The sequence below is a fragment of the Chitinophaga pendula genome (assembly GCF_020386615.1).
In the GTDB taxonomy this organism is placed as follows: Bacteria; Bacteroidota; Bacteroidia; order Chitinophagales; family Chitinophagaceae; genus Chitinophaga; species Chitinophaga pendula.
The window spans coordinates 4,358,259-4,381,904 of the sequence record NZ_CP077769.1 but is presented as its reverse complement, the minus strand read 5'-3'; the positions used below and the strand labels follow the sequence as shown (position 1 = coordinate 4,381,904).

Annotated in this window: 18 protein-coding genes and 1 tRNA gene; 11 read left to right on the top strand and 8 right to left on the bottom strand. The window is 48.5% G+C overall.

Going from position 1 to position 23,646, the window contains the following annotated elements; genetic code table 11:
- Positions 1-17 precede the first annotated feature (17 nt).
- Positions 18-590, top strand: a complete 573-nt coding sequence (locus tag KTO58_RS15520) for a class I SAM-dependent methyltransferase (protein ID WP_095838492.1) — start codon at positions 18-20, stop codon at positions 588-590.
- Positions 591-997: 407 nt separating this feature from the next.
- A complete protein-coding gene (locus KTO58_RS15515) occupies positions 998-2,059 on the top strand; it encodes a glycosyl hydrolase family 18 protein (protein ID WP_157752923.1) in 1,062 nt (353 codons plus the stop codon).
- Positions 2,060-2,187: 128 nt separating this feature from the next.
- Here KTO58_RS15515 and KTO58_RS15510 read toward each other — a convergent pair whose 3' ends face one another.
- Positions 2,188-3,162, bottom strand: a complete 975-nt coding sequence (locus KTO58_RS15510; protein ID WP_095838494.1) for a glycoside hydrolase family 43 protein — start codon at positions 3,160-3,162, stop codon at positions 2,188-2,190.
- Positions 3,163-3,357: 195 nt separating this feature from the next.
- Here KTO58_RS15510 and KTO58_RS15505 point away from each other — a divergent pair, with 195 nt between their 5' ends.
- Positions 3,358-4,566 (top strand): S41 family peptidase, encoded by a 1,209-nt coding sequence (locus KTO58_RS15505; RefSeq protein WP_095838495.1) that lies wholly within the window; start codon positions 3,358-3,360, stop codon positions 4,564-4,566.
- A gap of 183 nt (positions 4,567-4,749) precedes the next feature.
- On the opposite strand, the gene KTO58_RS15500 is transcribed toward KTO58_RS15505, so the two are convergent.
- Positions 4,750-5,391: a YceI family protein gene (locus KTO58_RS15500; RefSeq protein ID WP_095838496.1), complete on the bottom strand. Its 642-nt coding sequence runs from the start codon at positions 5,389-5,391 to the stop codon at positions 4,750-4,752.
- A gap of 48 nt (positions 5,392-5,439) precedes the next feature.
- Entirely contained in the window at positions 5,440-6,429 is a 990-nt protein-coding gene (locus tag KTO58_RS15495) for a ligand-binding sensor domain-containing protein (RefSeq protein ID WP_095838497.1), read from the bottom strand.
- A gap of 207 nt (positions 6,430-6,636) precedes the next feature.
- On the opposite strand from KTO58_RS15495, the gene KTO58_RS15490 reads away from it, so the two are divergent.
- The 3 genes from KTO58_RS15490 to KTO58_RS15480 all read left to right on the top strand — a co-directional run bounded on the left by KTO58_RS15490 (position 6,637) and on the right by KTO58_RS15480 (position 8,873).
- A complete protein-coding gene (locus tag KTO58_RS15490) occupies positions 6,637-7,551 on the top strand; it encodes a winged helix-turn-helix domain-containing protein (RefSeq protein WP_095838498.1) in 915 nt (304 codons plus the stop codon).
- Positions 7,552-7,727: 176 nt separating this feature from the next.
- Complete coding sequence (locus KTO58_RS15485) at positions 7,728-8,087, top strand: hypothetical protein (protein ID WP_157752924.1); 360 nt, start codon at positions 7,728-7,730, stop codon at positions 8,085-8,087.
- Positions 8,088-8,444: 357 nt separating this feature from the next.
- The gene (locus KTO58_RS15480) at positions 8,445-8,873 is read left to right on the top strand and encodes a VOC family protein (protein WP_095838500.1); all 429 of its coding nucleotides are present in this window, start codon (positions 8,445-8,447) and stop codon (positions 8,871-8,873) included.
- 119 nt (positions 8,874-8,992) lie between these two features.
- On the opposite strand, the gene KTO58_RS15475 is transcribed toward KTO58_RS15480, so the two are convergent.
- The 4 genes from KTO58_RS15475 to KTO58_RS15460 all read right to left on the bottom strand — a co-directional run bounded on the left by KTO58_RS15475 (position 8,993) and on the right by KTO58_RS15460 (position 11,659).
- The gene (locus tag KTO58_RS15475) at positions 8,993-9,502 is read right to left on the bottom strand and encodes a hypothetical protein (protein ID WP_198315227.1); all 510 of its coding nucleotides are present in this window, start codon (positions 9,500-9,502) and stop codon (positions 8,993-8,995) included.
- A gap of 95 nt (positions 9,503-9,597) precedes the next feature.
- Positions 9,598-10,437 (bottom strand): chromate resistance protein ChrB domain-containing protein, encoded by an 840-nt coding sequence (locus KTO58_RS15470; protein ID WP_095838502.1) that lies wholly within the window; start codon positions 10,435-10,437, stop codon positions 9,598-9,600.
- 298 nt (positions 10,438-10,735) lie between these two features.
- The gene (locus tag KTO58_RS15465) at positions 10,736-11,053 is read right to left on the bottom strand and encodes an RNA recognition motif domain-containing protein (protein WP_095841547.1); all 318 of its coding nucleotides are present in this window, start codon (positions 11,051-11,053) and stop codon (positions 10,736-10,738) included.
- A 522-nt stretch (positions 11,054-11,575) separates the two neighbouring features.
- Positions 11,576-11,659: transfer RNA gene (locus tag KTO58_RS15460), tRNA-Leu, on the bottom strand.
- A gap of 112 nt (positions 11,660-11,771) precedes the next feature.
- On the opposite strand from KTO58_RS15460, the gene KTO58_RS15455 reads away from it, so the two are divergent.
- Complete coding sequence (locus tag KTO58_RS15455) at positions 11,772-12,134, top strand: DUF1304 domain-containing protein (protein WP_095838503.1); 363 nt, start codon at positions 11,772-11,774, stop codon at positions 12,132-12,134.
- On the opposite strand, the gene KTO58_RS15450 is transcribed toward KTO58_RS15455, so the two are convergent.
- Positions 12,103-12,708: an OmpH/Skp family outer membrane protein gene (locus KTO58_RS15450; RefSeq protein ID WP_225859773.1), complete on the bottom strand. Its 606-nt coding sequence runs from the start codon at positions 12,706-12,708 to the stop codon at positions 12,103-12,105. The genes KTO58_RS15455 and KTO58_RS15450 overlap by 32 nt on opposite strands.
- Before the next feature lie 184 nt (positions 12,709-12,892).
- On the opposite strand from KTO58_RS15450, the gene KTO58_RS15445 reads away from it, so the two are divergent.
- The 4 genes from KTO58_RS15445 to KTO58_RS15430 all read left to right on the top strand — a co-directional run bounded on the left by KTO58_RS15445 (position 12,893) and on the right by KTO58_RS15430 (position 23,643).
- Positions 12,893-15,337, top strand: coding sequence for a glycoside hydrolase family 95 protein (locus KTO58_RS15445; protein WP_095838505.1), 2,445 nt, complete (start codon positions 12,893-12,895; stop codon positions 15,335-15,337).
- Between the two features lie 225 nt (positions 15,338-15,562).
- Positions 15,563-18,136, top strand: a complete 2,574-nt coding sequence (locus KTO58_RS15440) for an AfsR/SARP family transcriptional regulator (RefSeq protein WP_095838506.1) — start codon at positions 15,563-15,565, stop codon at positions 18,134-18,136.
- Between the two features lie 531 nt (positions 18,137-18,667).
- Positions 18,668-21,895 (top strand): SusC/RagA family TonB-linked outer membrane protein, encoded by a 3,228-nt coding sequence (locus KTO58_RS15435; RefSeq protein ID WP_095838507.1) that lies wholly within the window; start codon positions 18,668-18,670, stop codon positions 21,893-21,895.
- Positions 21,896-21,906: 11 nt separating this feature from the next.
- The gene (locus tag KTO58_RS15430; protein ID WP_225859772.1) at positions 21,907-23,643 is read left to right on the top strand and encodes a SusD/RagB family nutrient-binding outer membrane lipoprotein; all 1,737 of its coding nucleotides are present in this window, start codon (positions 21,907-21,909) and stop codon (positions 23,641-23,643) included.
- Positions 23,644-23,646: the final 3 nt, after the last annotated feature.

Here is a 23,646-nt window from a genome sequence, read left to right as displayed (position 1 = left end):
AAATGATCAGATAATTTATGAACAGATCCGACACATCGTTTAACAAGAAAAAAGACCTTTGGGACCGCCAATATGCCGCGGGACAATGGGAGGTGCTCAGATCTCCGTTGGAAGAGCCACGGCTCAATACCCTTGCAGCACTCACGAGTCAGTATTGCCAGGGCGGGAACGTATTGGAAATAGGCTGTGGCGAAGGACTGTTATTACCCCGGTTGAAGTCGACCTATCAATACTTCCTGGGACTGGATATTTCCGAAGTAGCGATCCGGAAAACACAGCACCTGCAAAATGCCAATACCGTATTCAAATGTGCAGATATGGAAGATTTTGTACCCGGAAGCAAGTTTGATATCATCATTTTTAATGAGTCATTGTATTACAGCGATACCCCCCTGGAACTACTACACCGGTATACAGATTATTTGGAGAAAGACGGACTTTTCGCTACCTCTATTTATCATGATGAATGGAATATCTCTCTGGTAGACCTCATCAGGAAAAAGTTTGAAGGGGTGAAACGCCAAGAGACCAGCAATGAAAGAGGCACCTGGTATTGCGACGTTTTCAAACCTTCACGCACCAAAGCATAATATTACAAGACAGACATAGAACGCTATCCCGGAATAATCGTCTTAGTGCTGATAGCCTGCTGTCAGTCGTTGTTGTATTATGAATGACATTTGTTGTAATCGCACACCCGTGTGCTGCACGACTGTTACTGCTTTCTACATCCACTCCTGTGCTGAAAATTAGCAGTACCATAATAACTCCCCACTTCTTTAAGAAAAGATTTGATTTTTTAATGATTATAGTTAAATTCGTGTACGTTAACGTCGCATGGATTTTTCACAGTTAATTAGTACCCTATTCAGCCAGGATCAACGCTTGCCTTTTAAGAAGGCATTATTTTTTCAATTATGACGTGTACGTACACGGATATCAGCAGTCCCTGTTAAAGATGCCAATTATAATTCCACAAACCCGTAAATCAGCTAAAATGAAAACCCTACACAATCTCTTCATCCACTTTACCTCGCTCACCATCATCTTTTGTGCATGCAGTAAGCAAGCGGATCAATCATTAGGCAAAGAGTCCGGGCAGGCGCATACGCAAAATGAAGCGTTGCCACCCCCGGCCACTAATCCTGGCAAAGTAGTAGTAGGATACGTACCCGGATGGGTAAATGTTCAGAGCGTCACAGATGCGATTGACTTTAATATCGTAACCCATATCAACCTCGCATTTTTTGCCTCCAGTACCTCCGGCGCCGTCATGTCCAACGGACAGCCCCTCTACAGCGATTTCAATGCAGCCGAAATTAACTATGTCGTAAGTAAAGCACATGCAAAAGGACGCAAAGTACTGGCTTCATTGGGCGGTGGTTCACCCGATCCGAATGCAGGCAACATGGCCGTGCAGTTCAGAGCGGCTAACCGGACAAACTTTATTAATAACCTAGCCGCATTCGTCACTTACTTCAACCTGGATGGGATAGATATCGATGTAGAAGGTAATACCCTGTCCACCATTAAGAATGAACAGAACTATGCACCTTTTATCGCCGCTTTACGGAATAAGATCAATCCGATGGGCAAGCTGGTAACCGCAGCAACCGCTGGTTACGATGATGGTATGATACCTTCATCATCATACGCCTACCTGGATCTGATAAACATCATGTCTTACGACAACGGCTGGGGCGGAACCGGGAATCACGCTACCTACGATGCTGCCATTGCGCATATCCAAAAGTTCTTGCAATCAGGTGCCCCGGCGTCAAAACTCGTACTGGGTGTACCATTCTATGGATATAAACCAACAGTCGGTGCAGGAGCGATCTCCTTCAAAAATCTATTATCACAATACGGATCGGCTGTAGCATATGTAGATACTTATGATGGCTACAAATACAATGGCATTACTGCAATAGAGGCAAAGACTAAATATGCCGCCCAGTATATTAAGGGCGTGATGATATGGGAACTTTCCCAGGACCTGCAGGGCACTTACAGCCTCTTACAGGCCATAGGTCGTAACATTAATACGCCTGCACCTTAAGAAGGCAAGCCAGTGAATAATGAATATAAAAAGGCCGAAGCACTACACACATGCCGGCCTTTTTATATGTGCCAGCGGCGTCAAAGCCCTGGTGTTGTAACATCATTATCATTCAGTATCCCCCTTGTTTATGGCCCAACTGTCAACCATCGGAACGACTGGCCGTCAGCTTCCAGTACGTCTGCTCCGTTTTTTGTCGGCCGGAACGTTAATCTCACGGCAGCCGTTGCCCGGGGAGATACCGCCGCTGCTGAGCGGTGGGTATGAAAGACGTAATACATACTACCGTCTTTACCGTAAAACACATCGCCATGACCCGAACCATTTTGATGGACCGTTTGCCGGCTGATGATGGGATTACCGGAATATTTCTTCCAGGGACCGGTAGGAGAGGTGGCGGTAGCATATCCTACCGCATAGTCTTTACTGCGGAAATCGTTAGCAGAATAGAGCAAGTAGTAAAGGTTATTGCGTTTGAATACCGTCGGCCCTTCAGTTACCGGCCATTCCGATCCGGCAGTATTTTCCCACGCTTCCGTACTGGCAATACATTCCTTTTCCGTTCCAGGTACTACGTCACTCAGGTCTGATTTCATTTCCGCAACGAAGATCCGGTTACCTGCTTGTAGCTTAACATGGTAGAGATACACTTTACCGTCCTTATCGAAAAACAGGAAAGGGTCGATTTGCCTGCCTGAACCACTGAGCGACACGGGAGCATCCTGCCGGAAAGGGCCTGCCGGACTAGACGCCTTGGCAATAGCGATCTGCTCATTGGCCGTATATGCCATATAGTAATTGTTCCCTCGTTTAAACACCTGCGGAGCCCAGAAGCCACTGCTCCCATAAGCATCTCCATGTGTTAGTGCCAAACGGTGGGCAGAATCGGGGCCCTGGCGCCAGCTCTTCCCGTCCAAAGAGGTATAATAGGGGAAACCCTCACTACTGCCGGTACCATACGAATAGAATATTCCCTTGTCGACGAATATGGTAGGGTCCGCAAGAAAAATAGCAGGTGGCTGTGCCGCACTATTGACCGCCACAGCCATCAGGACAGCAATAATCACCAGAGAGCATAAACGTTTGTAAGAGGTGTTCCACATAGCCTTAAAATAATAATTATCCTGGATAATTTAGAGAGGATAAAGACATTTAAAGCCGGCAGCTCACAGAGACTTAAGGGGAAAACAAATAGCGGTATCGGTTTTATATTTATATTGATGTCTCTTTCTACATAGGAACCAGGAAGCACAAATAATATGAAAAGGCATCCATTTTACATTTTATTGTTCTGCCTATTGACAACTATTTCGGGCTGGAGTCAACAAAATGCAGATGATCAACCTATAAGTCTGACTAAAAAACAGTGGCAGGATGATCTGCATGCCCTGTATGATAGCCTTCAGGCAAATCATCTGAACATTTACCATTTTTCGTCAAAGGCCGAATTTGAAAGGAAGTATTCGTCTTTTTATGAAGAGATACCTACGCTGAATAACTACCAGATCTTTTTGCGCTTCAAACAATTGGTCTCCCTGGCAGGAGATGGTCACACTATGCTGATTGAACCTGAAAATTACAGGAAATATCCACTTGACTATTTTATATTCAACAACCAGGTAATATTGATCAGAAGTGATGCCGCTTATAAAACGGCCCTCGGATTACCACTCCTTTCCATCAATAACCACCCGATAAAGCAGATCAGGGACTCATTAAACACTATTGTGGATCACGGCGAATCAGCCACATACGTACTTAAACAACAAACAGACCGGCTGAATATACCGGAATACCTGATGGCGTTTGGATTTATTTCCGATAAAGATGCCGCCGTTTTTGAATTCGGAGATGAAAAAAAGAGGATAAAAGTCAACGTGCCAATACCAGCCAATAAATCCATCAATTGGCAATGGGCATATAATCCGTTGCCGTTGTTTTTGAAAAATGGACTGGAACCTAAGGAGCCAATCACGCATCAATCTATCAATCCTACTACTTACTATGTTAATTTTTCCGGCTATCCTTCGTGGGAAGATTTTGAAAAGACTACCATGTCCATCTATGATAGCTTAAATCTTAAAAAGACAGCCACCAAAATTATCATTGATATGCGGTTGAATAGTGGTGGCAATTTTGACAAAGGCCTGAAATTGATGTTACCCATGTTTCTGAACTATAATGCACTGCATCCGGGTGTAAAATATTATGTGCTGATTGGCAGACAGACTTTTTCTGCAGGTATGTCCAACGCAGTACATTTTAAGGATTGCCTCGGGGCTGAACTGGTCGGAGAGCCCACAGGCGCGAGGCCCAATGGCTACCAGGAGATCAAATGGTTCAAACTCCCCAATTCTCTGCTGAACGCTTCCTGTTCGCTGCTGTTTTATACATTTCAAAAGAAAAACTCGGATGGTATCCGCCCGGATAAGCAGATACTACCGTCGCTTGAAGCATATAAACGAGGTATTGATCCGGCCATAGAATGGATTCTAAATGGAAAATAAGAGGGCTCCATTTAATGCAAGAGCCTTGGGCCAATGACCATCCTCCCGATACAACTTTTATACAGCTTCAGTGCCTGCTACGCGGGTATCTTCTATAAATGTCTTTTAATAAGATACCCGCGCCGACTTAATTCGACATAATGTTTACCAGGATGGATGGTCCGTTGCCAGGCATGCAGGTTCTTATTTTTTAGCGATGATCTTTATATTGAATTCAACAGAATCCGAAATAGTTTCATCAGCTAAATTGTCATAGAACTTTCCGGAATTATAACGGACATCCCATTTCGTTCGATCAATCACAAGCCTCCCATCCGCTTCGACAATCCCGTCCTTAACTTCTATTTTGACTGGAAAAGTAATGGGATGTGTGATACCCTTAATAGTTAGCTTTCCCGTGACTTTTATATGTGCACCACCTGCTGGTGCAGCATCGGTGATGGCAATTGTAGAAAGAGGGAATTTTTTAACATCAAAGAAATCGGGCGATTTTAAGTGTTTAATAAGGTCATTGTCACTCCCATCGTTTTTTTCTCCCATTGTATTCATGTCGATCGTAGCGGTACCACCCACAAGTCGACTGTTCTCAATCAGCAATTCCCCTGATGATATATGCACATACCCGGTATGAAAATTAGCACCAATGAGCATAGCACCTTTCCATATTACAACACTTTCCTTTGTATCTATAGTATATCCTTGCCCTACAGATACCGGGCTTGCCAATGTATCGCTTTTATTTTCGGCTGTTACTGCCCCACGGCAACCAAAGAACAAAGGAGCGATAAGTAAAATTAAATAAGTGATGGATAGTTTATTGTTCATACTACGGAAATAATATTGATTAAGAATAAAAGACAAATGATGTGAGGGTCAGCAACGATTAAAGTTCGTGATGTTCTTTCCATCATAACGATACACACCATCGATGGAGCCAAACCAAATACTTCCATCGGGAGCTTCCAGGATACCACAGAGCATTTTTTTTATGGAGGTTATCTCAGTTACAGTGGGCTTTTGATCGTACAAAGACTTTTGATCATAGCGGGAAAGGGTCCAGCCCGTCTCATAGGGATTTCGTTCACTGGTAGTCCAGATGTTTCCTTTACTGTCTTCGTAGATATTACCAATAAAATGTTGGGTAAGTTTGGTAAATGTATGGCCATCATAACGCCAGAGACCATCACTACCGCCTAGCCAGATATTGCCTTTTTTATCTTTGATGATGCTGCGGACATTCCTGAAAGGTTGACCTTCATGTGTTAAAATGGTAAATGTTTTCCCATCATATATGCAGGCATTACCCCTCGTGCCAAACCAGAATTTACCTGTCTGGTCTTCAATAATAACATTGACATCATTATTGGACAGTCCATCTTTCGTGGTGAAATTTCGGAAGGACTTTCCATCGTAGCGGCTGGCTCCACCTCCGGAACCGAACCAAATATGACCGGCTTTATCTTCATAAATAGCAAGGGCTTGATTCATAGGAAGCCCCTGCCGGGTAGTAAAATGTTGAAAGGACTTACCATTGTAATAATAAACACCCGAATCTCTGGTAGATAACCAAAGATGGCCCTTTCGATCTTCCAGCACATCCCAGAAGCTGGGCGAACTAATATTACTTGTTAAATTGGTAAACGATTTTCCATGGTAGCGAAATACAGCCCTGAGAGAAGCAACCAAAATGTCTCCGTTGCTGGCTTTCTTTATATTCCGGGTCAGCCCTTTGGGAACCCGGGGAATAGTGGTGTCTGTAGTCTTGGTCTTTATAGGGCCTTTGGGTGCGTTTGTTGGATGTTGTCCACAGGAAGTATGAACGACAGACATCAAGCACAAAAAATAGACAGGTATGGATTTCATAATTTATTTATTTAATATTTGTAATAGCTGCACCTTTCCAATAGCAGACGATACAGCGCTCTTTTTTCTTTTTTTGCAGATAGTAGGACCGTTTTTATTTTGCATATCGTATCGAAGTGACGTGGCGAAAATACTTTGATATCGCTCAGAGTAGGGGATAGGGATTGTAAATAAAAATGTAAACTTTGTAAATAAAACGTTGACACTATGAGACTTAGGCTGAATCCACTCTCCGGGAAACGCAAATACCTGTTCGGGTTGACACTACTGCTGTCTATCTCAGTGATCTGCGTAGCTTTAAGCATGGAGGGTAGGGGAGATGTTGATATGTCCAGGAGAGAAATCTTACTCCGTAAGATCGGACATGAACTGCTTTTACAGTCGGGAGACAGTACCTCAAGGGTGCTCCCGGTAGAAAAGATCGCAGAAAACGAATATCAGATCAGATTCGAGAATGAGTTTACTTTTCAACCGGACTCCCTGGTGAATACTACCCGGCGCTTATTGACCCACGACCCCCTGGCACATAATTATGTGGTTAACGTACTAAACTGTGCCGATTCCGGCGTCGTCTATGGATACGTGATGTCAAAAAGTGGAAAGGACGATATTATAACCTGTACAGGAAGAACACAGCCTAAAGCATGTTATAAGATTAACATCAAAATTGAAACGCCGGACCTAAATACTGCAAAAAGCGGGTACCTTCTAGGTTGCCTGCCATTTTTAGCATTTGCTGGTTTTCTCTTGCTGAAATCTGCTCATCCTACTATAAAACCTGTTAAGCCCCAAAGCACCTCTCCCGATAATAGCCAGCATACTGGCATGATTACTTTAGGCGCAGTTTTATTTGACGCCAGGAATCGCAAACTCATAATAAATGGACAGCCAATAGATTTGACCGCTACTGAAACCCGTGTACTGCACATTTTCGCATTGTCGCCTAATGAGACTATTGAACGAAGCAGGCTGCAAAAAGAGATATGGGAAGATGAAGGAGTGATTGTAGGTCGCAGTCTGGATATGTTCATATCAAAACTTCGGAAAAAACTGGAACTGAACCCTGATATTAACATTGTCGTTGTGCGTGGCAAAGGATATAAATTGGAAATCACGGCTTAAGAAAGATCGCCTTACTCCGAAGTCCGAACATTTTAAACCAGTTTGTAAAACTACCAGGTAGTTGTATTTTTACAACTTCAGGAATTAAATACCTGGCAACAATAAACACCAGACGCTACTATTCGCTCTGATGGCATAGCAACCATTTAATTCCCTTTTAACTAAATCTTATGAAGATGTACAAACTATTATGTGGATTCCTATTGCTTTTTTGCCTGCAGGCCAAAGCACAATCCAAAGATTCATTGAACCTAAAGCTAACGGAAGCCAAACGTGAGGTATTGGCAAATGTCGTTATTAACGACAACGCGAATAAGTCGTTTGATCTTTTCACACAGAGAGCAACAGAGGCATATCAGCGAGATAGGTCAAGTAAAAGCCTGGCCAAGATCATTGAACGCTACCGGACATTGTTAACAGAAATTAAAGGTGCACAGACCCCTACAGCAAACAATAGCGAAGAGTTTGAAGTGAGTTACGAATCTATCAAAAAGGCGAAATTGAAACTCTGCCCGCTTTATCCTTTTTGCGATTAATGCCGTTCATTACGGCATTTGCCAGAATCAAACGATTGGAGATGGAATATGAACTACTCGTAAAATAAAATAGTAAGACCCGCTCTAAGAGCGGGTCTTACTATTTTACTGACCGGTAACGGGGCCTCTTCGCCCCCCCGATCTTGAGGAATTAAGCTGCCTGAGTTGAAATAAAGGCCACCATCAACTTAGCAACTTCATATTCCTATAACAATGCTTCTGAAGGATTTTACATAAATTGATCATAAGAAAATGAGCGGGGCTTTGAGATCGGATTTACAGGCATGTTAAAAGATTGGGCGATCTATTCGATGCTTTATTGCAGAATAATAACAAAGTAAACCAAAACTAGCAATCATGAGAGCAATTAATCCCTGGATTAACTTCAATGGCAATGCTGAGGAAGCATTCACTTTTTACAAATCAGTTTTTGGCGGCGAGTTTACAAAAATCACCCGGTTTAAAGATTTAGCGAGTGCTGAGTTTCAGGTGCCGGAAGAAGAGGCAGATAAAATAATGTACATCGGCCTGCCACTTGGCAAAAACAATGTGTTAGTAGCCAACGATGTTCCGGGATTTTTGGGGCCGGTAAGCGAAAATGAAAACCGGTCTAAAATATACGTGAATGCTGAAAGCCAGGAAGAAGCAGATAAAATATTTAATGGCTTGTCAGTGGGTGGAGAAGTGGAAGGTCCAATTGGCGACAGCCCATGGGGTACCTATGCTGGAATGTTCAGGGACAAGTATGGTATTGAATGGATTATAGAGTTTGACCCGGGCAGTTAACGATGTGTAAGCATAGATACCGGAAAAAAAAGATCGAATCATTTTAACATGACATTGTAGAAAATAGATCACCAGCTCCCGCAGCCTATAAGGCGTGATAGATTGCTCATTATTCATTGTTAGAAGGCAATGCCGAATTGAAAGGCCAACGATACAGAGGCTGGCTGGTCATTGCCAAAGCGTGCCGGTACCGGTAGTGCCACGTAGTAGCTACTGTTTGCTCTTTTGATGACTGTTTTATTCAGCACAAGTGTAACGCCATAGCGGCCGGAGGTTTCAAAAGCGGCCCTCGTTGCTAACACGAAGCCATGCCCCAGTTTAAACAAAGCACCAGGGTGGAACAGGAGGTTATTCATTTTGCTGGTACCATTAGCGGCACGTACAAAGGGCACAAACTCCATCGAAAAGCCCACACTATTGGACTTCCAGATATTGATGCCACAGGGAAGGCCACCTACATAAGCGCCGTCAAAATTGTAATGCGGTTTGTCGCGGCCGAAAGTCACCACGGGGTGCATGACGCCTACATAGCCGGTGATCTTTGGAAAAGAAGCAGACATGGGCTGCGCAACCGTCGGTGTTGCGCCCATAAAGACTAGTAGAAATAATAAGAGGAAACCGTAATTCATCAGCGAATAATATTTGTGATCCGTTCAATCAGATCACAATACTATTAATAGCTCGTCGGCTTAAATAGAATAGAAATTACTGGTTGGTACAGGAATTACTTTTTCTTATTCTTTTTCCGGTATTCAGAAGGACTCTCGCCGGTGTGCAGCTTAAAAATGCGGGTAAAATGACTTTGGTCTGAAAATCCTGTGAGATAGGCAATATCTGTAAGTGAATGGGAAGTAGCAGCCATCAGCTCAATGGCCTTTTCTATCCGTTGCTTTCGGATGTATTCGCCGAAGGTCAGGTTATCAAAGTGTTTGGAGAACTCCCTCGATAAATAAGAGGGATTGATATCGAGGTCTTTGGAAATTTCCTTCAGACTCAGGTTGTCATCGATATGATCCTGGATCAGGTCTTTAAGTTCCTGCGCCCAGGCGGGCATTTTTTTACTTCTTCCGTGTTTGCCTTTCAAAAATTTTTGTAATACCTCCAGTAACAGGCTCTCGAAAGGTTGTTGTGTATGTTTTTCTTTTTGCAGATGGGTGGCCCAGCTATACAGGGCATCGTAGACCAGCATGCCTTTCTCCAGCAGTTCGTAATCGTCTTTATGGTTGTAGGCAAGACCGGCAGATATAGCCCATAGCCCTGACGCCTGGGCTGCGATCTCATGCCGATCTGTATCTGCACCCCGGATGATCGGCGCCATGGCGCTCAGCGCAGGATCGGTGAGCTTGTGCTTCCTTATAAAATAGTCGAAAGTGCAGGCGTCACCGTAGTGGGTATATTCTACGCCTGGAATATCAAAAGGGGTCGCATCCATTTCTATGCTTTTGGACAGCACTTCGTCAAATGGTACGTAGATGATCTCAGCATGCGGGTCAATAAATCTTCGTATGAGCCATGGACAGGCAATGCGATCTATTTTAGGATGCTGACGAGTGATCCATCTCATGAAAGTTATTTTACCTTAATAGATACCAAATACGCAGAATGCTGTGTAAGATAAAAATTTACTGTTAGACTTGCCTCATTGGAACGCTGTCCTATATCCTTCGTCCTGACCATCGGACGGAAATAAAATAAGCCTGTAAGTGATACTTACAGGCTTTCTTAAGAACCTGGATTTTCTGCTGGCAATACGCCCGGTATCAAAATATCGTCCAAGCAAAAATAGCAAAAACGCAGACTACCAATCGTATGCTGCGATTTTGCCCATATCTTCTAAAAAGCTAATCAGATTATAAAACCTATTAGTATCTCGGTCTGAAGCCTCTACCGCCCGGCCTTGGTCCGGATCTGGAGAAACGGTCATTCTCCGGTCTTTCAGGTCTCGGACGAGCCTCGTACACTACGATGGTCTTGCCGTCAACAACTGAGTTATTCAGTTCCTGAATTGCCTGCGCTGCATTGGAATCATCCGGCATCTCAACGAATGCAAAACCTTTGGGGCGACCGCTGTACTTGTCTACAGCCAGGTTAATACTATACACCACTCCGAATGGATCAAACAGTGACCAAATCTCAACTTCAGTTGTTCTGTCACTTACATTGCCTACAAAAATGTTCAAAATATACAATTTTAGCTTAAATCATACACCACTTAAAAACAATGATGAATAATGAAAAAAACGTCAAACCAAATCACAAAAAGTAAAATAATGACTTACTGAAGGTAGGGCAATAGTATGGATATTACAGGATTATTTACAATAAATTATTTTCGGGTTCAAAAATCCCTTTAAAATTTACTACCAGCCTCCGGCGAAACTCCAAGCTGGAACAGCGGCAAGAGACTTCACAACCCCACTTGTCGCCAAACCTTCTATACCAAAGGTAGCCACTGTAATAACGGTTGGCTCAATGTAATTAATGCAAAATTGAATGATTTCCCATAGGCACCAATAGCATCACGCATAGCTTGCGGTGTGGCATTTAAATCCTATGACGGAATCAATTATCAAGCCGCCCGGCTTAACGAAGCTGTTAAGCTAATATATGCATTGAAAGCGGGTTATTATATGCATTGAAAGCGGGTTTCCCCGAAAATAAAAATGGACAAACCGAGATAAATTTCGATTTGTCCATTTTTGTGCCCAGAACTGGATTCGAACCAGCACATCCTTGCGAACGCTGCGACCTGAACACAGTGCGTCTACCAATTTCGCCATCTGGGCAGCTTTCCCCGTGTTGGGGGTGCAAATATAACCAGTAATTTTATTTCACCAAACATTTATTGAATTTTTCTTAGAAAGTGTAACTTCCCGGTATACAAACAATACACCACGTATGCACTTAGTTACTAAGATCATGATAGCCCTCGTCGCTATCGAACATGTTTACATCCTATGGCTCGAAATGTTCGGCTGGACAACCGTCGGCCGCAAAACCTTCAAATCCCTTGCCCCCGAATTATTCGAACCTACCAAAGCACTCGCTGCCAATCAGGGCCTGTATAACGGCTTCCTCGCAGCAGGACTGTGCTGGTCATTACTGATCAGTGATGTGGAGTGGGCAAAGAATATAGCCTTGTTCTTTCTCGCTTGTGTGGTAATAGCAGGCATTTATGGTGGACTCACCGCCAGCAAAGGTATCATCGTCAAGCAGGCACTACCTGCCGCTATCGCCCTCCTTTTGCTTTTGGTGCTGTAGGCGCTGCCTTAGAAGCTGGCTTCGGCGCCGCTTTAGGAGTGACAGCAGTAGCGGCAATACCTAACTTACGCCTCACGGCCGGCAGGAGATCATCTCCTGCTGGCTTTACCAGCAACACCTCTCGTACATTATTCAATACCGTCGTATAACCTTGCTCGTTGGCAACAGCCTGTATCGCCTGCTGCGCTTTCTCTACCAGCGGAGCCGTTAACTCCTGCTCTTTTTGCGACACCTTCTCCGTTACCTCTTCCTGGTAATGCTCCATCCTCTCCTGCGCTGCCGCAATCTCCTGCATAAGAGATAGCTTTACGGAATCACTGAGTGGCTGCACCGGTTTATTCAACGCCCTTAGCTTTTTAGTATAGTCATCCAGCAAAAGCTGCCCCTGACTATTCAGACTCTTTTCATATTGCTGTAAGCTGGCATAAGCCTGTTTGGCCTCCGGCATACTTCGGAGTAACAGTTGCAGGTCTATGTAACCCGTTTTGTCTTGCGCTGTTGCGCGCACGCTGTACATCGCCGCTATCACAGCAAAAAGTATCAGCAGATAGGTATGTCTTTTGGTTAGTTGCACATTGCAAGGATAGCATCCAGGTTGTGAAAAATTCGTCAACAGGTTTCTAATTTTTTGTTAAATGCTTTTTACACCAATACTAATACTTTATTCAGCGACAGTTGCGATTCTTTACCCGCTGCGCTATTTTGTGTCCAGGCCGTATTCCACGTAAAATGGCTCTGACTAAAATTGTTCTCCGCTTATGCAGATCGTATCCTCGCGTCTCAGGCGCCTATTAGTAGCATGTGTGATCGCTGTCCCGGTAATGACCCAGGCACAGCAACGTCAGCCTTTAAGGATCTGGTATCAACAACCGGCTAATGCCGCCGCTGTCGACAGTCTCAAAGGCTGGAAGAATGAACCGGAATGGGTATATGCCCTCCCCATCGGCAATGGCAGCCTCGGTGGTATGGTCTTCGGCGACGTCAACCGCGAACGCATTCAGCTGAATGAAAAGAGCCTCTGGTCCGGCAGCCCCGACGATAATGATAATCCCAATGCCTATGCCCACCTGCAGGAGATCAGGAACCTGCTCTTCGCAGGCAAATATAAAGAGGCCGTTGCCCTCACCGAAAAAACACAGGTGTGTAAAGGTGCTGGCTCCGGAGAAGGTAATGGTGCCAATGTACCTTTCGGTTGCTTTCAGACCATGGGCGACCTGCGACTCAACTTCCATAAAGATCAACCCTGGTCCGACTACTACCGCGGCCTCGATATAGAAAAAGGACTGGTCACCGTTAAATACAGCCAGCAAGGCGTTAGCTACCAGCGAGAGATATTCGCCAGCTATCCCGATAAGGCAATGGTCATCCGCCTCACCGCATCCGCTAAAGGAGCGTTGTCCTTTAGCGTAAAAGCCGACAGACCCGAACGGTTCACCACCAAAGCTACCAACGGCCGCCTGGAAATGTCCGGCGCCATGAGCAATGGTAAAGGGGGCAACGGCATGCAGTATAAGACCATCGTCACCCCCGTAGTGAAGGGAGGAAAGGTCTCCGCACAGGGCGATAGCCTACTCATCACCAAAGCGGATGAAGTGGTGCTCATCCTCACCGCCGCCACCAATTACCGCTTACATTATCCCGACTACGTAAACGATAACTATGCGGCCCAGCTGGAAGCACAGACGAAAAAAACAGCCGCACAGCCCTATCAGGCTTTACTTAACAGACATGTTGCCGATGTCGCCGGTCTCATGAACCGCGTCACCTTCCGCCTCGATAACACACCGCCTGATAACCTGCCCACCGACAAGCGCCTGGAACAATTTACCGCAAATGGCAACGACCCGCTGCTATACCAGCTGTATTTTCAGTACGGCCGCTACCTGCTGCTGTCATCCTCCCGCAAAGGCAGCCTGCCTGCCAACTTGCAGGGCATATGGGCCAATCAGATACAAACCGCCTGGAACGGAGACTATCATACCGACATCAATGTACAGATGAACTACTGGCCGGTAGAAGTGGCCAACCTCGCCGACTGTCAGGAACCACTCACCGATCTCATCGCCTCCCTGGTTACACCGGGCAAACGCACCGCCGGCATACATTATAAAGCCAAGGGCTGGTGCGTACATCCCATCACCAACGTATGGGGATATACGGCGCCGGGCGAACATCCCAGCTGGGGCCTCCACCTCGGCGCCGGCGCCTGGCTATGTCAACATCTCTGGGAACATTACGCATTCACCGGCGATAAAAAATACCTGGAAAAAGTAATGCCCGTCCTCCTCGACGCGTGCCGGTTCTACCTCGACTGGCTCGTAAAAGATCCTGCCACCGGCAAACTGGTATCCGGCCCGGCCAGCTCACCCGAAAACACCTTCATCACCGCCGATGGCACCCACGCACAGATCAGTATGGGCCCTTCCCACGATCAGGAAGTGATCCATGACTTGTTCAACAATACGCTCAAAGCAGCCCAATCCCTGCAAAGCAATGACCCGCTGGTAACACGCATCAGCGCCGCCCGCGACCAGCTACTGCTGCCGGGTATAGGCCCCGATGGCCGCCTCATGGAATGGGCACAACCCTTCGGCGAAGCAGAACCTACCCACCGCCACTTCTCCCACCTCTTCGCACTATATCCGGGCGACCAGATCACCATGTCCGGCACCCCGGCACTGGCCACCGCCGCCCGCAAATCCCTGGAGAAAAGAGGCGACAGCGGCACCGGATGGTCTCTGGCATGGAAAGTAGCCTGCTGGGCCCGCCTCTATGAAGGCGACAGAGCCCTCAAACTACTCGACCGCCTCCTGCGCCTCGTACCAGTAAGAGAAGTAGATATGTCAACAGGGGGTGGTACCTATCCCAACCTCTTCTGCGCACATCCCCCCTTCCAGATCGATGGTAACCTCGGCGCCGTAGCTGCCATATCAGAACTACTGCTGCAAAGCCAGGATGGTAAAATATCCTTACTGCCAGCACTACCTTCATCATGGGCCAACGGCGAAATAAAAGGCCTCCGCGCAAGAGGAGGCTTCATCATCGACATCCGCTGGAAAGAAGGTAAAGTAACCAACGCTACCGTACATGCCACGCAAAATGGCGCCTGCCAGCTCCGCACCGGCAACATACAACGTACACTCACCGCCAAAGCAGGCATGGCCTATCACCTCGATAGCCAACTGCACGATGCAAAAAAATAATAAACCTTACGGGTCTGCCCACACAGAGGCAGACCCGTATTCACCACACCAAGCACCTGCTCGCCAATCTCTCTGGTCAATCCCACGACTGCAAACCAACATCGACCGACTTTCGGTATCTTCCTCCATATCAGCATCCACATCACATCATTTAATCCACAATGGTGTATCTGTATCAAAATATCTTTAAATTAAGGAGTTATTAACTTTAGCTCCTGCGTTAGCATGCGAAAAACGACCCTTTTATTATATCTGCTGGTGCATCTGCTGAAACCGATCGCTCACGCTCAGTCCTATGGATTAAGGTTTTTAAGTCATGAGGTCGTTCAGGAAAACAGAACCTCCTTACAACTCACCCCCGCAGCACCTCTCTGCTTCGATAAACAGGCAGAGCTCACTTTCAGCCTCAAACTAAGACCAGGCATGGAGATATATTTCGGATATGTCTTCCGCCTCATCATCGGCAACAAAGAAAATATTGACCTCATCTATAACCAACGCCTCCGCCAGTTCGATTTTATCGTCGGCGAACAGGTAGCGGGCAGCTATAAGATCGATACCCCCCGGCTGTATCACCTGTGGAATACCTTCCGGGTACAATTCGATGCCGCCGCAGGAAAGGTCGCCCTCTACGCCAATGGCCGCCCCGCCGCCGCCCACAAATGGCAACCCGCTGGCAAAACATGCTGCCAGCTCTACTTCGGTACCAACAACCTCGAAGAGTTCCGGACCGGCGATATACCACCCATGAACATCCGCGATATCCAGGTCAACATCAATGGCCATCCCCGCTACCATTGGCCCCTCGATGCTACCTCCGGCACTCAGGTGGTGGATATCCTGCAAAGAAAAGTCGCCACCGTCAGCAACCCCGTATGGCTGAAAGACAAACACCAGAACTGGGAGCTGGCAGCCGCCTGGCAAGTACAGGGCAGTCCCGGTATCGCCTTCGACCGCCAATCCGCTACCGTATACATCACCACCGCCGACTCCATATACGACTACGCCCTCCAGCGGCAAAAACGTTCCGCCGTCGCATTAGCCATCCCCAGAGGTAGAGTGCCCGCCGGCAACCAGTCCATATTCATCCCCGCACTACGCCGCCTCTGTAATTTCTATATCGATGAAAAGATCGTTACCGCCTACGACAGCACCCGCCGCCAATGGGATAGCACCTACAAAAGCATGGAACTTACAGAATACTGGCAGGCCAACAAGTTCTTCAACCCCGCCGATACCTCCCTGTATATCGTAGGCGGCTACGGCCAGCTACGATACAAGAACAAAGTACAGCGCTACCACTTCCCCTCCGGCCATTGGGACAGCATCCCCGTACATGGTGATACCCTCATGCCCAAATACCTCTCCGGCCTCGGCGTCAACGACACGGGCGATACCGCCTATATCCTCGGGGGCTACGGCAGCGCCACCGGCGAACAGGTCATCAACCCCCGATACAACTATGACCTCACCGCCTTCAGCACTAAAAACCATCGCTTCAAAAATATATATCACCTGCCCCGGCCCGACCGGCAGTTCTGTTTCGCCAACAGCCTCGTCATCGACAGCCAGTCCGGCCTATACTACGCACTCACTTATCCTAACGACGTTTTCAACTCCTCCCTACAGCTCATCCGGGGCTCCCTGCATACCCCCACCTGGGAACCCCTGGGCGGCGCCATCCCATACGCATTCTATGATATCGCCTCTTTCGCCGACCTCTGGTACAGCCCCCTGACACAACAGCTGGTCGCCGTCACCTTGTATACCGATAAAACCAACACCACCAGCATTAAGATTTATACCATCCAGTTCCCACCAGACAAGTGGCAGGCGACCAACACAAGTACCGCCTTCCTGCAAAGAAGCAGATACCTGCTCCTCGCCCTGCTGGCAGGTGCAATCCTGGTAGTCATACTCACAGGGACCACCGGCCGCAGACGCAAGTTGCCCCCGCCGGCAGCAACATCCGCTCCCGAACCTACCCCCGAAATAACTCAGCCACCGCCAGCGCCAGTAGCACCTGCATCAGCCACCACTACTACGCCTGCACCGCCCGAACCGGTCGCCACCGCTCCAGCCAGGTCACGCATATTCCTGTTCGGCCCCTTCGAAGTGATCAACAGCCGCGAAGAAGACCTCACCCGCCTGTTCTCCCCTCTCCTGAAGGAAATGTTCCTGCTCATTACCGTATTTACCCTTCGCTCCGGCAAAGGGGTATCCTCCAATAAATTATACGCCACCCTCTGGGAAGACAAATCCAGCAAAGACGCACAGAACAACCGCTCTGTCAACATGGTCAAACTGAAAGGCATCCTCGATAAGCTGGGACATTGCGCCATCCAGAAAGAATCCGATAGATGGCTCATCCAATGGGAAGAACAGGAAATAGAGATCGACCTCGCCCGCTTCTTCTTCCTCCTGGTCAATAGCGACCACACCAGCAAAAACTGGATCAGAGAAATACTCTCCCTCGTCAACAGAGGAGAGCTACTACTCCATACCGACTACGATTGGCTGGATGATATCCGCTCCGAAATATCTGGTAAAGTACTCAACACCTTGCTCGACGCCGCCACCCACACCTCCACCGACGCCGAACTGCAACTCGGGATCGCTCATGCCATCTTCCTCTTTGACCCGGTCAACGAAGAAGCCTTACACCTCCGCTGTAAAAACCTAAGCGCACTCGGCCGCCACTCCCAGGCCAAAACAGCCTACGAAAAGTTCCGCCGCGAATACGCAGAGATCTACGGAGAAGATTATCACGAATCCTTCCAGGATGTCATCAGCGAATAATCCATCAACATAAACAGGCTCCGCGTAACAGTAACACAATGCCTGTTTATGTCTATCGATAATGAACGTCTTAACCGCTTGCGTCCACCTCTCCTGTATCATTCGTATAGTTCTCCTATAACATTCCTATAAGCAAAGCCTATATACACACCTTGTACAGATCACTCCCTGCAATACAAGGATCATTCACCCCATAGCCTTCCCCTGAATCCCCTTCGGGAAAGAATCACCTAGTCCCTCTTGCCCGTAATCGTATAACCGCTAATGATATATTGACCACTAATAAGTTGTTTAATATAAAAACAAAGAAAAAACTACTGTTAATGTGCGCGTTAGGCCATTTGTTAGGGGAGTCGGGCTTCATTTGTAAACACGTACTGAAAAAGTTCCACGTCATGAATATCAGGTCTGTCACACAGCCGCTGGTAAATACCCGGCTGTTAGCATATTCCACCTTCCAGTTGATTCGAACAGTATGCCAACCGGCATACTGATCGGTCATATATCCCTTTACAGTTAAATACCACGATTATGAAAACTTATCTACTGATGCTCCTGCTATCGCTATGGACAATATCCGCCAGCAGTCAGGAACTACTCCGGGGAATAGTGACCGATGATACCAAAGTCCCCCTTCCGGGTGCGACCATCCGTATCAAAGGAACAACTACAGGCACCGTCACACAGCCCGACGGATCATTTTCCATCAGGGTCAACGACCCCAAACAGACCACTGTCCTCGTTAATTACATCAACTACCTCACCCAGGAAATACCCCTGGAAGGCCGTCTTCAACTAAATGTGAGCCTGGTCCGCGACCCGGTAAAGCTCAAAGACGTAGTGGTCACCTCCGCACTGGGCCTTACCCGTAAAGCCAAATCCGTCGTATATTCCTCCCAGTCCGTCGATCCCACCCGCCTGACAGAAGCACGCGATGTCAACATCGCCAACACCCTCGCCGGTAAAGTAGCCGGCCTCCAGGTTACCACCAGCGGCCAGCCAGGTGGCTCCAGCAGGGTCATCATCCGTGGCGACAACTCCATCACCGGCAACAATCAACCCCTGTGGGTAATAGATGGTGTCCCCATCGATAACCCCTCCGGCGATGGGCGCGGCGACAACCTCGACTATGGCAATGGTGTCTCCGATCTCAACCCCGACGATATTGAATCCATAGAAGTACTCAAAGGTCCCAACGCCGCCGCCCTCTACGGCTCCAAAGCCGCCAACGGCGCCATCCTCATCACCTCCAAAAAGGGGAGGGGCAGAGGCGACCGCTCTCTGGGCGTATCCGTCAACCAGAACATGATGTGGAACACCATCTCGGAATTTCCCGCCTATCAAAACGTATACGGAGAAGGCAACGCCTTCCGCCTCGTACAAAATGCCAACAATATCGTCCCGGGCACTAACGCTATCAACATGGGCACCAACACCCGCAGCTGGGGTGTCCCCATGTTAGGCCAGCCATACAACGATTACAGCGGTAAGCCCCATGGATACCTGCCACAACCCAATAACGTCCGCGATCTGTATAGGTCTAGCCTCACCAATATCACTAACGTCGCCATCGCCAAGTCCGACTCCGTTAGCGCATTCCGGCTGTCATACACCTACACCCGCGCCAACGATGTCCTGGAAAACCAGAACATCCGCAACAAACACAATCTCAACCTCACCGCCAGCCGCGGCCTGGGCAAAAAGGTCAATGTCGATACCCGCCTCCTCTACACCTACGACAACATGCGGAACCGCACCTATCGTAACATGGACCCCCAAAGCCCCATGAACGCTTACATATACCTGCTCAGAAGCATAGACATCGCCTCCCTGCATCCCTATCGGGACGACAACGGAGATGCCTACGCCTATGGCGCACAAGGCGATGGCTACGAAAACCCATATTGGAGCATCAACGAAAATGAAAACCAGGACCTGCACCATCGCGTCATCGGTGGCGTCACCACCACCATCGACCTGCTGCCCGACCTGAAATTCCGTGCACAGATAGCCGGCGATCTCGCCTTCGGCAACGGCTACCAATACCGCGAAAAAGGCGCCCGCCAGAACAAAAATGGCTTCTACTCCAACTTCAACCAGCAAAACCAATACTGGAACATAGAAGGACTCCTGCTGTACAACAAACAACTTAAACCCGACTTCAGCCTCACCGCCAGCCTGGGTACTAACTTCAACTTCGGCAACTCCCTCTTCCGCCAGGCTTCCGTAGCCTCGCTGATCAATCACGATATGCCCAGCATCGCCAACAGCAACGCATACCCACGGGCAACCGAATCACTGGTACGCCGGAAGGTCAACTCCGTATTCGCCGCCACCACCCTGGGATATAAAGACTTCCTCTTCCTCGATGTCACCGGCCGTAACGACTGGTCATCCACCCTGCCTACCGGCAACGCTTCCTTCTTTTATCCATCCGTAGGCGGTAGCTTCGTCTTCACCCAGTTCCTGGAAAGTATCAGCAACATCGTCAACTACGGCAAGCTCAGGGTATCCTGGGCCCAGGTAGGCAACGACGCCCCCGCATACTACCTGCAATCCAACTACCAATACGGAGGCCTCTTCCTGGGTACCCCCTGGCTCGACTACGAAAACCTCCTCAAGAATAAAAACCTGAAACCCGAACAAACCACCTCCCGAGAAGTAGGCCTGGACCTCTCCCTCTTCAAAGACCGCATCTCCATCAACGCCACCGTATACAAGTCCAATACCATCAATCAGATCATGCGCGCACAGGTGGCAAGAGAAACCGGCTTCACCGAACAGATACTCAACGCCGGAGAAATACAAAACAGCGGGATAGAACTGTCCCTCAAAGCCACGCCTGTACGTACCAATAAGTTCACCTGGGACCTCCTCGCTAACTGGGCCACCAACAATAGCAAAGTAGTATCCCTCACACCTGGCGTCAATCGCTACGTACTGGGTAGCTGGTGGATGATGAGCTCCAACGCCGAAGTAGGACAGCCCTACGGCGTACTGCGTGGCAACGTCGCCTATCGTAACCAGGGCAAACTGATCATCAACCCGGCCAATGGACAGCCCTACTACGATGAAAATGCCTACCTGGGCAACTTCCGGCCCGATTGGATAGGCTCCTTCGGCTCCACCTTCCGCTATAAAGGTTTCGATCTCTCCTTCCTCGTCACCGTTAAATGGGGGGGAGATATCTATTCCGTATCCAACCACAAAGCTAACGTCACCGGCAACACCATCGCCAGCCTGGAAGGCCGCGATGCCTTCCTCTTCAGTTCCCTCGTCCTCGGAGAGTCCGGCGACGAACAAAAAGGAGTAGGCCTATACGGTAACCCTTACCTCGATGCTCGCAACAAAGGCATGCGACATCCCGGGTACTACCCCCTCCTCGATGCCAGCGGCAAACCCATACTGGACAAAAATGGCCGATATCAACCAGGAGCACCCAACGCCCACTGGATATCCCCGCAGGGCTACTGGCAGACCATGGACTTCGATATGGAACACAACCTCTTCAACGCTACCTCCATACGCGTGTCAGAACTCGTACTCGGATACTCCCTGCCTCTCAGCCGCAACACCCGCCGCTTCTTCCAGGGCGCCCGCCTCGCACTGGTAGGGCGTAACCTCTGGACCATCCTAAAACATACTCCCAAAGGCATAGACCCCGAAGCAGCCAACACCTCCGGCAACGCACAGGGCATAGAACAAGGGGGCTCATTCCCATACGCACAATATGGTTTCGATCTCAAATTCAACTTCTAAAGTATCCAACCATGCAAAAACTACTACGATATATCATCCCACTCATACTCACACTAGCTGCGTGTACCAAAAACTTCACGGAAACCAATACCGACCCTAACCAGTTCGGTAAATCCACCCCCGAAGCACTCCTCGCCGGTGCCATCAAACGTACCGGCGATATGATGGGAATAGCCAACACCAACTATCACTGGACATACTCCCATCTTATCACTATGACCGCCGGCAGCTCCCGCTACGGAGTAGGAGAGGATGGCTTCTGGGAAACCGCCTACGTAGAACTCCTCGGCAACCTCCACCAGGTAAATATCCAGTTCGCAGATAAAGAGGGCTTCGGCAACCGCGTGCAGATCGCCCGCATATGGGAACAGTTCGTATATGCCTTGCTGGTAGGTACCTACGGACCCATCCCCATGAAAAATGCGCTCAAACCCAATCAAGGCCCTACCATCCTCTTCGATACCGAAGATGAAGTATACACCGCCATCCTCGACAACCTAAAAGACGCCGCCGCCAAGATCGATCCGGCAAAAGATAAACTCACCTACGATGTCCTCTACGGCGGCGACCTACTCAAATGGAAACATTTCGCCAATACCCTCCGCCTCCGCATCGCACTCCGCTGCCGCAGAAACCTGCAGACCGTCGCCGACAAACACATCAGCGAGATCATGCAGGACCCCGCCAGCACCCTCAGCGCAGAAAATGAAACCGCCAAAGTAGCCTACGAAAATATCGATGGTAACCAAAACCCTTATTACACTAAGTTCATTCGTAACTACTACCCGGTCGATATCATGCCCAAAATGAGTGACCTCCTCTTCACCTACTTCCGGTCGTATAAAGACCCCCGCATCGGCATCTACTTCGATTCCATACCAGCGGTCATCAATCGCTTTCAACTCACCGACACACTCACCAGCACCCACGACGACTCCCTGCGCATCGTCACCTATCCCATCCCTTATTTCGGTATCCCCAAATCGCCCTTCCTGCTACCAGCATGGGGCCTCTCCGGCGATCCGATCGGTGGGCTTAATATCAACGCCTACTCCGATCCGCGCCGCAGTACCTTCTATGCCCCCGAACGGCCTTTCATCTTCCTGTCATACGCCGAGTCCGCCTTCCTCAAAGCAGAAGCCGCCCTCCTCGGATTCGGTGGCCCCGCCGCCGCCGAACAGTACTACAACACCGGCATAGATGCCAATTGCTCCTACTGGAACGTCCCAGCTACCGCCGCCGCTACCTACAAAGCACAACCAGGCATACTATGGGACACCGAAGGCAAAGGCTTCCGCACCTACCTCAACATCACAGGAACGGATATACCGGCAGATAACCTCCATAAGATCTGGATACAACGCTGGATCAACTACTTCCCCGATGGCGGATTCGACTCCTGGTGCCTCGAACGCCAAACCAGGTTCCTCGACCTGCCACCTCTCACCAACCCGGCTAATCAATACATCTCCGAGATATACGCCGACCTACCCAACAGATGGATATACCCGTCTACCGTAGTCACCTACAATGCCGCCGGATACGCCGATGCCGTCAGCAAACTCAGTGGCGACGAACACTCGCCGTACACCAACCTCCGCTTCCTCCAGCCACTACAACGCAAAAACTGGAACACCGCACCGGCAGCATTCAACTTCTCCTTCATCCAGAAATGGTTTGGCAACAACGTCGAAGATCTCAGCGCCAAAGGCATTCCCTATAAGATCGTCCGCGCTTATAAACAATAATGA